This is a genomic window from Peribacillus sp. FSL K6-5616 (assembly GCF_038008245.1).
GTDB classification, from domain to species: Bacteria; Bacillota; Bacilli; order Bacillales; family DSM-1321; genus Peribacillus; species Peribacillus frigoritolerans.
In genome coordinates, this window is record NZ_JBBOYT010000001.1 from 378,731 (window position 1) to 390,834 (window position 12,104).

The window sequence follows — 12,104 nt, forward strand, 5'->3', positions numbered from 1 at the left end:
AAAACTTGGTAGTACCCTCAATAAAGATTCATGGAATTTCAAAAAACTAACCTTTCAGCATGTATCCAAATAGACCCCTTATTCATTAATGGTGTTATAATATTCTGAAAAAGGGGGAGAGATGATGGAGGAGAATGTGCTAAATGCGATTCAAGATGATTATCCAGATGCATTTGCCTGGTGTTATGGATGCGGTCGCTTGAACAAAGATGGTCATCATTTTCGAACGGGGTGGCAAAACGAGCAAACAAGGACTATCTATACACCACGCCCAGAGCATATTGCAATTCCAGGATTTGTTTATGGCGGCTTGATTGCCTCTTTAATTGATTGTCACGGAACAGGTTCCGCTGCATTGGCTTTACACCGCAAAAACGGTCATAAAGTTGGAGATGGAGTGGAACCACCCAGGTTCGTGACTGCGTCACTGAATGTGGAGTTCGTAAAGCCAACCCCAAATGATGTGCCATTAATGGCCGTTGGGACGATTCATGAAATTCATCCTAAGAAATGGAGAATCGAAACAGAGGTATTTGCACTCGATAAACTTTGCGCCCGTGGAGAGGTAATCGCTGTGGTGATGCCAAGTACTTTTACTAGCAAAGAGTAAACTTAATTAATGTAAACGCATCGAATTCGGAATTAGATGTACTATCAAGGGCCGTCCAATTATTTGGACGGTTATTTAGTGTATCTGAGTATCCATTTCAAGCATGTTATCGTAATAAAGTGGCATGTAGCTGGAAATTACAAGCCAAATATTAAGATATTAATATACTTACATTATAAGCAAAGGGAGGTCGCATAGATGAAAATAAACGTAGAGATAGATGAGGAGATCAAGGCGATAGAGGTGCTTATCCGCAATCATGAATGGAATGAGGAAGTGCAGGAATTGATGGAACGCTTGAAGGAGAGGAAAAGACCGTATTTTGTCGGCAGAAAAGGAGAAATGCAGCATGTTTTCCGGGCAGAAGAAATCATCTGTTTGTTCACAGAGCAAGATTCCATAATGGTGCGGACGAAACAGGGGGTTTTCGAAATGAAAGAAAGGTTATATGAACTGGAAAGGGACCTTCCAGGTAATCAATTCGTGCGATTGTCTAAGTCAGTGATTGCCAACTTAGATGAGTTAAGCAGATTCGAGGCATCTTTCAACGGGACCTTATGTGTGTACTTCCGATCAGGGGAAAAAGAATATGTTTCCCGGCATTATGTTCAAGGGATCAAGAAAGCATTTCAATGGAAAAGGAAGGGATTATGATGAAAACACTATTATTCCGTAGCTTTGTTGGAATTTGTTTTGGAGCACTCGTGATGGTGCTGACATGTTTAGGAGTGATCGCTTTTGGAGGTTCATTAGACAGTGGAATATTTGTAAAAAACGCGATAGGCTGCATATTATGTGGCTGGTTCTTCAGCATGGCAACAATCTTCTTTGAAAATGAAAAATGGAGTTTGTTATCTCAAACCATTCTGCACTTCCTTACTGTCAGCATTCTTTACTTCCTATTATCTTTCTTTGTTGGTTGGATTCCGTTCAGCTTAAAAGGATTAGCTATAGGAATTGGGATTTTCATACCATTCTATATGATCATCTGGACCGCATTCTATCTCTACTTTCGCTTCCAAGTGAAAATATTGAATGAAGGAATTGATAAAAGAAGGGATTGAGAAGGATCGACACAGAGGATTGATCAATCAGATTAAATTGGAAGGGGCATTCGGCTTTTACTGGCGAGTTTGGAGTGAATACCCGTGAGTTTGGAGCGAATACACGTGAGTTTGGAGCGAATACCCGTGAGTTTGGAGCGAATACTCGTGAATTTGGAGCGAATACTCGTGAATTTGGGGCGAATACTCGTGAATTTGGTGCTTTTACTCGTGAATTTGGCGCTTACTCGTGAGTTTGGTGCAATTACTCGTGAGTTTGGAGCGAATACTCGTGAGTTTGGTGCTTTTACTCGTGAATTTGGTGTAATTACTCGTGAATTTGGTGTAATTATTCGTGAATTTGGTGTAATTACTCGTGAGTTTGGAGCGAATACTCGTGAGTTTGGAGCAATTACTCGTGAGTTTGGAGCAAATACTCGTGAGTTTGGAGCGAATACTCGTGAGTTTGGAGCAAATACTCGTGAATTTGGCGCTTACTCGTGAGTTTGGAGCAAATACTCGTGAGTTTGGAGCGAATACTCGTGAGTTTGGAGCGAATACTCGTGAGTTCGGCGCTTTTACTCGTGAATTTGGAGCGAATACTCGTGAGACACAGAAACGAACATGCCTTTTACCTTTGTTATGTGTAGGATGTATCTTGAATTCAAGGAAGAGTTCGTTGTATTGACCAGCCAGCTTCATGACACTTGTATTAACTGAGTTAGGTTCAATTGTAAAAGCTGCAAAACGGTGATTTAACTCCATTGTGAGGGCAATAAAGAATAATGGGAACAGATGCCGTGAATCCTCTGGAATTTCGACGAAAGCCCTTATACCTGCTCGATCTACGGTCTTTTCATTTCATTTTTCCTGAGGTATTCATCCCTGCTTTGGAATGTAAATAAAGAGACACCGTTTCCTGTTGCATCGGAGTCTCTTAATATTTTATCAATTTTGTATCATTATCATTTCATCGTAGATTAAGTTTTGTCTAAGCTCGGTTGCTGTTTGTATGGATATTTGCTCATCCTCAACCATTTGCGCAATGATATCACGTTCGATTTGCATCGCATTCAACTGAAATTGACTCACCATCTCTTCAAAACGTTTTGCTTCTTTTTCACTTAATGTTCCGAACGGATTCAAATAACGATTATATCTTTGGATGACAAGCATGACTTCATGGCGGTTTTCAGGTGCAGTTTGTTGTTTGATCAATAAAATGGCTTCCTTGGAAGCTTCTTTTTGTGCTTTACGGAACTCCCTGATCAGGTCCGCATTTTTAACGATGGAGTTCTCTAATTTCGCTTTCCATTTCTTATCCCATTTGACATTGATTTTTTTCTTGAAAAGAATGGCCTGCAAATTGATCCAAGCCTTTTTCAGGGAGGATTTTTGCATATAATTCGAGGTTCTTGAAAGATACACTTTATATAGTTCAAAGGCTGTTTCAGATATAGTCCCTTTTTCGACTAATCCAGAAACGACTTCCAGTTCCTTATTGGCTCCCAGCTCCACTAAATCGCGTATTGTCCGATTATCCGGCCGATTCGTTATTCCCCGTTCCAAATCTATCAGTTGTTCATTCAAATCTTCCATTACTTGATGGACCGCTTTCTGATTTTCGATGGTTGCTTCTTTGCTCAGCTGGTTGATCGTTTTATTTAAAACAATTTTATAAGCCTCCTCAGAGGTTAGCCGCTCATCTTTGAATTCAGTCGGTGTCTTTACCAGTAGTGGCAAGAGAACCGTAGCCAAGGTGACGCTTAACAATATTACGCAAGCTGCGATGAACAAGACAGTATTACGCATCGGGAATAAAGTGTCATCCCGCATGAAATATGGTATGGATAAAGCTGTAGCTAATGTAATGGTTCCATGAATGCCGCAAACGGATGTCAAAAATGCAAATCGGGATCTTGAAACATTCTCCTCATCGGTGTCATTGCTATCTTCTGGATGAACCCTGGACATAATGAATTGCTCTAATGGATTCACTCTGTTTTTCGTAAAAGTATCATGCAGGATGTATACCCATATAAAACGGATCACCAATAATAAAAGAACGATCAAGACACTTATCCCAAAAAGAATGCCCCTATTTAAGTTGGACTCAATTTCCTGATAAACACTCGGCAACATAAATCCTAACAAAGCAAATACAAGTCCATTCAAGACATAACCTAATACAGACCATGTATTAGTTGATACAATTTGCAATTTAGTCGTGGAACTCTGAAGGCGATCCCGCTCGATGCCATGAATGACACCTGCAGCAACCACTGCCAAGATTCCGGAAACATGGAATTCTTCAGCTGCCATATAGATGGCAAAAGGCGTAATTAGTTCAATGACAATGGACATTGGGATTTCTTCAAGTCCATGAACCCGTAAAAATAATCGTAATTTAACGATTAAATAGCCCAATAGGATCCCTATAAAGATACCGCCTAAAGCTACAAATATAAAATTAAGCGATGCATCTTTTATAGAAAACACTCCAGTTAAGGCAGCTGCCAGGGCAACTTTAAAAGCGACGATTCCGGCAGCATCATTGAAAAGTGATTCACCCTCAAGGATGGGCATCATGTTTCCGGGCAATTTCAATCCTTTTGTAATCGATTGTACCGCTACCGCATCCGTAGGGGTAATGGTTGCTGCTAAAGCAAAAGCCACAGCCATCGGCATATCAGGTATTAACCAGTGGATGAAAAAGCCTCCTGCAAAAACCGTCACAAATACTAACCCAAAGGCCAATAACAGAATAGGCTTACGCAATTCAAGCATTTCTTTACGAGACGTATTTTTTCCTTCTGTAAAAAGCAGCGGAGCAATGACACAGATCATAAATAATTCTGAATGAAAATCAAATGATAATTGAAATGGTAATAATGAGAACACTGCTCCCATGGATATCTGATATATCGGAAGTGGGATACGAGGCCATATGGCATTTAATATTGTAGCGATTATTGTGGACACCAATAATCCGAGCAATGTGATTAATAATGACATAGAATCTCCCTTATCTTCTAATGTTTTAGTCGATTGCCCATGAAACTTATAAAAAAGGTATTTAAAACAATATCCATCCTTTAAAAAGTAACCCCTACTGTATGGTCCTGTGTAGCTTGTTAAAAAAACAATATTTAGCCATAGACAGTGTTTTCGACTAATATATAGCCTCGGTTTTTGATATACCCCTTAGTTATTAATTACAAACAGGATATCACAAGAGTTTACAGTTTATTCAAAATCAACTTATAACATAGCTTTTCCATGAAAATTAGTTCATGCCGGAAACAGGATTTCCTGTATAAAATACCCTTAATGAAGAAACATAGAAAAATGGAGTTAGAGCGACCTGCAAAAAAATGGGGGTATTCAGCTTGATTCGTAATGTAGGTAGATTGTTAAGGAAAACGAAAGAAAAAAAATCCAGTGTACAGAATAATTACCAGGATTCTAAGCCTGCAGATGTACTTGCTGCGAATTTCAGTCAAAATGTAGAAACACTTCGTTCTATTTATGATAATTGCTCGGATGTGATGTTCCGTTCGTTCTTACTTTTCGGAAAGACGAGGGCCATGCTTATTTACATTGCGGGACTCTCAGACATCGAGGCGATAGAGCAATATGTGCTATCTCCACTCATGCAAGAGTCATCAAAAGAGCCACAGCCATTAAATGAGTTTATTGAACATAAAATGCCCGTCCCTAAAGTGGTAAAAGTGAATATGTTGGCGGATTGTATTGAATCGATTTCCTCTGGAAACCCGATCCTTCTATATGAAGGGGAAAGCGATGGATTTTCTTTAGGATTGTCCAAATGGGAAAAGCGGGCGATTGAAGAACCTATGGCAGAGGGGGGAGTTAGGGGGTCACGAGAGGGATTTATTGAATCTCTAGAGGTTAATACGTCCCAATTGCGACGTATTATTAAAAGTCCTGCCCTTAAATTACAATCGATGAAGATCGGAACGTATACCAGGACGAATGTTTCAATTGCTTATATTGATGGACTTGTCGATAAAACACTGATTGAAGAGATTACAACTCGGTTGGAACGAATTAAAATAGACGGTATTTTAGAAAGCGAGTACATCGAGGAAATGATTGAGGACAATCCGTATTCACCTTTCCCTCAGATCATGACGACAGAACGGCCGGATGTAGCCTGTTCAAGCTTGCTCGAGGGACGGGCTGTCATTCTTGTGGAGGGAACTCCCTTTACTCTGATTGCTCCAATATCCTTCTTTTCTTTAATTCAATCACAAGAGGATTATGCTCAACGTTTTATGGCAGCCACTTTTATCCGTTGGTTACGTTTTATTTTTATGGGATTATCTCTATTGCTTCCGTCCCTATATGTTGCTATTTTGACGTTCCATCATGAGGCGGTCCCAACCGCACTCCTGCTAAGCAGCGCGGCATCCCGGGAATCGGTCCCTTTTCCTGCAATTGTAGAGGCATTGGCTATGGAAATTACCTTTGAAGCACTAAGGGAGGCAGGGGTTCGATTGCCGAAGCAGGTAGGTTCTGCTGTCAGCATTGTTGGAGCGCTAGTGATTGGTCAAGCTTCCGTACAAGCGGGGTTGGTTTCAGCGCCAATGGTCATTGTGGTTGCAATTACGGGAATCGCTTCTTTTATGATGCCTCGTTATATTGCCGGAATTGCTTTCCGGATGCTGCGTTTTCCAATGATGCTGCTTGCCGGTACCTTAGGACTGCTCGGCATCATGATGGGGATCATTGCCATAGTCATTCACTTATGCAGCTTGCGTTCTTTTGGCGTTCCCTACTTAACGCCACTGGCACCGTTAAAAGGACAAGAGCTGAAAGATGTGCTGTGGAGAGCTCCTTGGTGGATGATGGATACACGCCCGCGCCTCACAGGCGATTCTAATGTATACCGTCAATCCTCGGAGCAGGGACCAAATCCAAAAAGGGGAAGTGAAACGGAGTGAATAATGGTTGGAGGAGAACAAAGATATGGGAGAAAGTAAAGAGGCGTCATTTCTTGAAAAGCGTCCTTCTTTTGCTCGGTATTAGTGGAACAACCCCTTTTCTAAGCGGTTGTTGGGATCGAACAGAAATCACTGATTTGGCGATTGTCACAGCAGCAGCCATCGATAAGAAGGATAATGATCAAATCGAACTATCCATCCAAGTCTTTATTCCAAGTTCAATAAGTGGTGGAGGGGGCGGTCAAGGAGGAGGGAGCAGTCAAGGAGGGGGTGCGGTTACGACATTGGTAAGATATGAAAAAGGCTCCAATATTTCAGATGCATTGTCTAAGCTTCAGAGTAAGCTTCCGCGAAAAGTATTTTGGGGACATTGTAAAATATTTGTATTCGGCGAACAGTTAGCGAAGGAAGGAATTCAAGAGCAGATGGATTTTTTACTGCGTCATCCGCAGCCAAGAGAGAAAGCAAATGTGTATGTCAGCAAAGGGAAAGCAAAGCCTATCCTTGAATCTTTGCCACCCCTGGAAAACTATTCAGGGGAAGTGCTTAGGGAACTATCAGATTTACATATCGGGATGCTGGTCACAATGCAGGATTTAGATGAAATGTTAACGGGTATACCTCAAGCGGCCGCACTTCCATTCGTTAAAATTTTACCACCAGGGAAAGGGCAAACGAAATTACAGGGAATTCCTTACATTGTCGGGACAGCCGTATTCAAAAAAGATAAAATGACTGGGATGATGACGGAAAAAGAAACAAGAGGGCTTTTGTGGTTAAGGGATGAAGTGGAATCATATACCGTGACCATAAAACCCAAAGGGGTGAAAGGGAAGATATCTTTAAGTCCAGTGTCAGCCAAAGTCAAGATCATTCCGCAAATTATCAATGAAAAATGGAAATTATTGGTGAGGGTGAATACAGATGGAGCTGTTATACAGAATGGAACGAATTTAAACCTTTCAAATCCTAAGTCTCTAAAAGCTGCAGAACGAGCATATCAAAAAGATATAGAAAAACGCATCGAGATGGCTTTTCTGAATACTCAGCATAAGAAAGCGGACATTTTAGGGTTAGGTAAAGATTTCTATAGGAAATATCCTAAACAGTTTAATAAGGTCGATAACCACTGGGATGAGATATTCGCAGAAATAGAAGTGGAAGTCGATGTTGCGGCCCATATTCGAAGACAGGGCTATATAAACAAACCGGCAGGATTGTCTGAGGAAGAGGTGAAGGACAAATGAGATGGGGAGCTTTTTTTTGTACAAGCGTGGTTGTAGTTCTAATCATTTTGTATGAATGGCCGAGAATGAAACAGAATCCTAAAAAAGATAAAATGGCCTTTCTTACACTGCTCCTCACTGGCTTGATTCTGTCCATGTTCAATCTCCCACAGATGTCAGGACCCACTCAATGGATCGAAACTCTTTTCAGGCCATTTGGAGAGTTTATGGAAAAGTGAGTCTATCAGTAGGTTGCATGATTTCAAATTATCACAGAAAGGAGGAAGCGGATGGAGAAAGGGAAAATTTCATCATTACAGATGGCATTCATGATGTATCCGACGATTGTGGCAACGGCTATAATCGGGGTTCCCGGCATCACAGCGAAATATGCCAAAACTGATTTATGGCTGTCCCCAATTTTTGCCGCACTAATAGGGTATCTGACAGTGTATATCGCTTATAAACTGCACCAGCTGTATCCAAAACAAACGGTGATCCAATTCACTGAAAAGATCATTGGTCGGTTTCCGGGGAAAATTTTCGGTTTTTTACTCATGTTTTTTTATATCCAGAACACGGGGCTACTCGTTAGAGGCTACGCAGAATTTGTTGTCGGCTCTTTTTTGGTAAATACCCCGATTAGTGTGATCATGGCATCGATGGTGCTTCTGTGTGCGTTCATCGTACGCGGGGGAATAGAAGTGTTGGGGCGAGCTGCCCAATTGTTTGTACCTGTTTTCATTTTTCCAATCTGTATCTTAATCCTTTTGCTGATTCCCGATCTTGAATTCAAGAATATATTCCCGGTATTGGCGGATGGTGTAATGCCTCCAATCAAGGGTGCGATTGTACCGGGTGGATGGTTCAGCGAGTTTTTCCTGATCATTTTCCTCCTTCCTTTCTTGGCGGATATGAAAAAAGGGATGAAATCCGGTATGAAGTCTGTGTTTGCTGTGATGATGACGTTAATTGTGGTGAATCTTACAGTTCTTTTTATACTCGGGTCAACAACATCCACAAAGCTTTACCCCTTGATGAATGTATCTCGATACATTAGTATCGCCGACTTTTTTGAACATGTAGAGTCCGCCGTCATGGCAGTATGGATAGTAGGGGCGTTTGTGAAAATTTCCGTTTTTTATTATGCATCTGCTTTAGGTACAGCACAGTGGCTGAATCTCTCCGACTATCGTCCTGTTGTATGGCCGATTGGGATTTTGATTGTCATATTCAGTTTGTGGTCGTTGCCTAGCTCTGTGGATGTCAATCGTAATGATGTCAACGTCTTCCCTTTACAAAGTATTTTGATGCAAACGATTATTCCTCTGTTATTGTTGGTGATTGCTGTTGTAAGGAAGAGAAATCGTAAAGGAACTGAAACAAGCTGACTGAGATTTTTTTATGGTAAATATCCTCGATAGGTGCTACACATGTTCGTACTCGCGCAGAAGGCAGGACGAACTGAATGGATTAATCTCTTTATGAAGCCGTTTGAAGAGTTTATGAAAAAGTAAATCGATCAGTGGGTTGCGTGATTTCAAATTTACATACTATCACAGAAGGGAGGACGATGATGGAGAAAGGGAGAATTTCATCTCTGCAGATGGCATTCATGATGTATCCGACGATTGTGGCAACGGCTATTCTCGGTGTTCCAAGCATCACAGCGAAATATGCCAAAACTGATTTATGGCTGTCCCCCATTTTGGCTTCTCTCATCGGGTATGCGACGGTGTATATCGCTTATAAACTGCACAAACTTTACCCGAAACAAACGGTTATCCAATTCAGTGAACAGATCATTGGGCGGATTCCGGGGAAAATTCTCGGTTTTTTATTCTTGTTTTTTTATATCCCGATCACAGGGCAAATCCTAAGAAGTTACGGAGAATATATTGTCGACTCTTTTCTGGTCAAAACCCCAATTAGCGTGGTCATGGCATCGATGATACTCCTCTGTGCCTTTATCGTATGCGGAGGGATAGAAGTGTTGGGTAGAGCTGCCCAATTGTTTGTTCCCGTTTTTATCATTCCAATCCTCCTCTTGATCATCTTACTGGGCCCTGATCTTGAATTTAAGAATATATTCCCGGTATTGGGGAATGGAATTATGCCTCCAATCAAGGGTTCAATTGTACCGGGTGGATGGTTCAGCGAGTTTTTTCTGATCATTTTTATTCTACCTTTTTTAGCGGATATGAAAAAAGGAATGAAACACGGGATGATGACTGTGTTTGCCGTGATGGTGACGTTAGTTGTAGTGAATCTTATCGTTCTTTTTGTACTCGGATCAACAACATCCACAAAGAATTATCCCCTGATGAATGTATCTCGGTACATCAGTTTAGCCGACTTTTTTGAACATTTGGAGTCCGCCATCATGGCCGTATGGATAGTAGGAGCGTTTGTCAAAATTTCTGTGTTTTATTATGCGGCTGCTTTGGGTACCGCGCAGTGGCTGAATCTCTCCGACTATCGTCCTGTGGTATGGCCGATAGGGATTTTGATTGTAGAATTCAGCTTTTGGTCGTATCCTAGCGCTATGGATGTCAGCCGTTTTGATATCATCGCCTTCCCTTTTTATGGGGTTTTGATGCAAACGTTGATTCCTCTGTTATTGTTGGTGATAGCTGTTGTTAAAAGAAATAGACAGAGAAAAAAGGGAAGCAATTCAAGCTAACCTTTTCTGCCACTTGGTTAAGAGGATTGAAAGAGTATGTAATTAAAGTCATGCCCCATTCGAATGGATACTTTTTCGAATGGGGTGTTTTTGTTGAGAAAAAAGAGAAATGCTTAAGATCATCAGATGTATTTGCAGCAAGTTTAAAAAAATAACAATTTTTTTCAAACCGTTTTGAATTTTGTCCCGTTATCTATAGTACAAAGACTTTTTAGAAGGGAGAGAAGAAAGACTTGAAAAAGCTCATTTTTGTTGGATGTTTATCATTGATGCTGGTACTGTTAGGATTTTCACCGGAAATGGTTCCGAAACGGGGCCAGGCTGTCGACGGCGTCGTGAAAGTCTATGGACCAGGTGGACCTCTTGGGCCTATCAAGGAAGCGGGGGAGCTATTCACCAAAGAAACGGGGATAAAGATTGAAGTAACAGCGGGACCCGAAGAAAAATGGATTGATCAAGCCAAACAGGATGCGGATATCATATACGGAGGGTCCGAGTATATGCTAACAGATTTTATGCATGATCATCCGGAGCTCCTTGATGAAAAAAACCGTACAGAATTGTATGCACGGTCTGCTGGAATCCTGGTTAGAAAAGGAAACCCAAAGAATATACAGTCTTTGGAGGATTTAACGAAGAAGGGCGTAAAGATTGTGGATGTTAATGGAGCCGGGCAACTGGGGCTATGGGAAGATTTGGCCGGAAGAAAAGGATTGATTCCTGGAATTAGCAGGAATATTGACATTTCAGTGAGATCCAGTGCAGAAGCTATCGATCTATGGAAGGCAAATTCTAAATTAGACGCCTGGATTACATATGAATCCTGGCATTACCGTCTGGCGGATGTGACGGACCTGGTTCAGCTCCCTGAGGAAGACAAGCATTATAGGGGAACCCCGGTAAGCATAACAAGTAAGAGTGAAAACAAGAAAAAGGCACAACAATTCATTGATTATCTTAAAACGGAAAAATCCCATCAAGTGTTTCAAAAATGGGGATGGAAGTAAATTGACGTGGAGTGAGAGCATATGAAAAAGTGGATGGTATTTTCAGTTTTTATGATGGTCCTAGTTTTGGCGGCATGTGGAAATGAAGCTAATGATTCACCCCAAAATGATCAAGTGGTTAATGGTACTGCTGATGAAAAAGCAATGCCCCTGAAATTAATGGAAAGTGAAACAACAGGCGAATACCTTGCTGATTCCAAAGGAATGACACTTTATTTTTTCAAGAATGATAAATCAGGAAAAAGCAATTGCATGGGTGATTGTCTGAAGAAATGGCCGCCATTCATGGAAAGGGATTTTGCTGTCCCTAAAGGATTTGAGGAAAAAGACTTTGGTACCATGAAAAGAGAAGATACAGGGGAAGAGCAGGTAACGTACAAAGGATTTCCACTCTACTATTTTGTGAATGATAAGGAAGCGGGAGATGTCAATGGCGAAGGTGTCAAAAATGTTTGGTATATTGTAAATGATAAGACGCTTTTTCCAAAATAAGAAAAAGGGACGATCAGTGATGGTCGTTCCTGTTACACGTTTTTTTCCAAATTTACTTGTGAGGAGTTGCAGGTGC

General features: G+C 41.1%; 13 protein-coding genes. 12 read left to right on the forward strand and 1 reads right to left on the reverse strand.

Annotated features, from left to right (window positions below):
- Nucleotides 1-124: 124 nt before the first annotated feature.
- From MHB45_RS01850 to MHB45_RS01875, 6 genes are all read left to right on the forward strand, one after another.
- A complete protein-coding gene (locus MHB45_RS01850) occupies nucleotides 125-610 on the forward strand; it encodes a PaaI family thioesterase (protein ID WP_340907241.1) in 486 nt (161 codons plus the stop codon).
- Between the two features lie 198 nt (nucleotides 611-808).
- Nucleotides 809-1,264, forward strand: a complete 456-nt coding sequence (locus tag MHB45_RS01855) for a LytTR family DNA-binding domain-containing protein (protein ID WP_048684282.1) — start codon at nucleotides 809-811, stop codon at nucleotides 1,262-1,264.
- Nucleotides 1,264-1,674 carry a DUF3021 domain-containing protein gene (locus MHB45_RS01860; RefSeq protein WP_202187025.1) on the forward strand — a complete coding sequence of 137 codons (411 nt, stop codon included), beginning with the start codon at nucleotides 1,264-1,266 and terminating at the stop codon, nucleotides 1,672-1,674. The genes MHB45_RS01855 and MHB45_RS01860 overlap by 1 nt, the downstream gene beginning before the upstream one ends.
- Before the next feature lie 74 nt (nucleotides 1,675-1,748).
- A complete protein-coding gene (locus tag MHB45_RS01865; protein WP_161802085.1) occupies nucleotides 1,749-1,907 on the forward strand; it encodes a hypothetical protein in 159 nt (52 codons plus the stop codon).
- Nucleotides 1,864-2,157: a hypothetical protein gene (locus MHB45_RS01870; protein ID WP_340907244.1), complete on the forward strand. Its 294-nt coding sequence runs from the start codon at nucleotides 1,864-1,866 to the stop codon at nucleotides 2,155-2,157. The genes MHB45_RS01865 and MHB45_RS01870 overlap by 44 nt, the downstream gene beginning before the upstream one ends.
- Nucleotides 2,135-2,341, forward strand: coding sequence for a hypothetical protein (locus MHB45_RS01875; protein ID WP_340907245.1), 207 nt, complete (start codon nucleotides 2,135-2,137; stop codon nucleotides 2,339-2,341). Before MHB45_RS01870 ends, MHB45_RS01875 begins: the two co-directional genes overlap by 23 nt.
- Before the next feature lie 260 nt (nucleotides 2,342-2,601).
- Here the strand turns inward: MHB45_RS01875 and MHB45_RS01880 are convergent, their stop codons facing one another.
- Nucleotides 2,602-4,668, reverse strand: a complete 2,067-nt coding sequence (locus MHB45_RS01880) for a Na+/H+ antiporter (protein ID WP_202187023.1) — start codon at nucleotides 4,666-4,668, stop codon at nucleotides 2,602-2,604.
- A 374-nt stretch (nucleotides 4,669-5,042) separates the two neighbouring features.
- On the opposite strand from MHB45_RS01880, the gene MHB45_RS01885 reads away from it, so the two are divergent.
- The 6 genes from MHB45_RS01885 (at nucleotide 5,043) to MHB45_RS01910 (ending at nucleotide 12,028) form a co-directional block, all read left to right on the forward strand.
- Nucleotides 5,043-6,620, forward strand: a complete 1,578-nt coding sequence (locus MHB45_RS01885) for a spore germination protein (RefSeq protein ID WP_226990462.1) — start codon at nucleotides 5,043-5,045, stop codon at nucleotides 6,618-6,620.
- A complete protein-coding gene (locus MHB45_RS01890) occupies nucleotides 6,617-7,867 on the forward strand; it encodes a Ger(x)C family spore germination protein (RefSeq protein ID WP_226990463.1) in 1,251 nt (416 codons plus the stop codon). The genes MHB45_RS01885 and MHB45_RS01890 overlap by 4 nt, the downstream gene beginning before the upstream one ends.
- A 269-nt stretch (nucleotides 7,868-8,136) precedes the next feature.
- Nucleotides 8,137-9,237 (forward strand): GerAB/ArcD/ProY family transporter, encoded by a 1,101-nt coding sequence (locus MHB45_RS01895; protein WP_202187022.1) that lies wholly within the window; start codon nucleotides 8,137-8,139, stop codon nucleotides 9,235-9,237.
- Between the two features lie 185 nt (nucleotides 9,238-9,422).
- Nucleotides 9,423-10,529: a GerAB/ArcD/ProY family transporter gene (locus MHB45_RS01900; protein ID WP_048684298.1), complete on the forward strand. Its 1,107-nt coding sequence runs from the start codon at nucleotides 9,423-9,425 to the stop codon at nucleotides 10,527-10,529.
- Nucleotides 10,530-10,798: 269 nt separating this feature from the next.
- Complete coding sequence (locus MHB45_RS01905) at nucleotides 10,799-11,536, forward strand: extracellular solute-binding protein (protein WP_397330529.1); 738 nt, start codon at nucleotides 10,799-10,801, stop codon at nucleotides 11,534-11,536.
- Between the two features lie 21 nt (nucleotides 11,537-11,557).
- A complete protein-coding gene (locus MHB45_RS01910) occupies nucleotides 11,558-12,028 on the forward strand; it encodes a COG4315 family predicted lipoprotein (protein ID WP_048684301.1) in 471 nt (156 codons plus the stop codon).
- Nucleotides 12,029-12,104 lie beyond the last annotated feature (76 nt).

What these genes read in the sequence shown, in the direction of transcription:
- MHB45_RS01850 (WP_340907241.1), top strand. Translation starts at nt 125, where the DNA reads ATGGAGGAGAATGTGCTAAATGCGATTCAAGATGATTATCCAGATGCA.
- MHB45_RS01855 (WP_048684282.1), top strand. Translation starts at nt 809, where the DNA reads ATGAAAATAAACGTAGAGATAGATGAGGAGATCAAGGCGATAGAGGTG.
- MHB45_RS01860 (WP_202187025.1), top strand. Translation starts at nt 1,264, where the DNA reads ATGAAAACACTATTATTCCGTAGCTTTGTTGGAATTTGTTTTGGAGCA.
- MHB45_RS01880 (WP_202187023.1), bottom strand. Translation starts at nt 4,668, where the DNA reads ATGTCATTATTAATCACATTGCTCGGATTATTGGTGTCCACAATAATC.
- MHB45_RS01895 (WP_202187022.1), top strand. Translation starts at nt 8,137, where the DNA reads ATGGAGAAAGGGAAAATTTCATCATTACAGATGGCATTCATGATGTAT.
- MHB45_RS01900 (WP_048684298.1), top strand. Translation starts at nt 9,423, where the DNA reads ATGGAGAAAGGGAGAATTTCATCTCTGCAGATGGCATTCATGATGTAT.
- MHB45_RS01905 (WP_397330529.1), top strand. Translation starts at nt 10,799, where the DNA reads ATGCTGGTACTGTTAGGATTTTCACCGGAAATGGTTCCGAAACGGGGC.
- MHB45_RS01910 (WP_048684301.1), top strand. Translation starts at nt 11,558, where the DNA reads ATGAAAAAGTGGATGGTATTTTCAGTTTTTATGATGGTCCTAGTTTTG.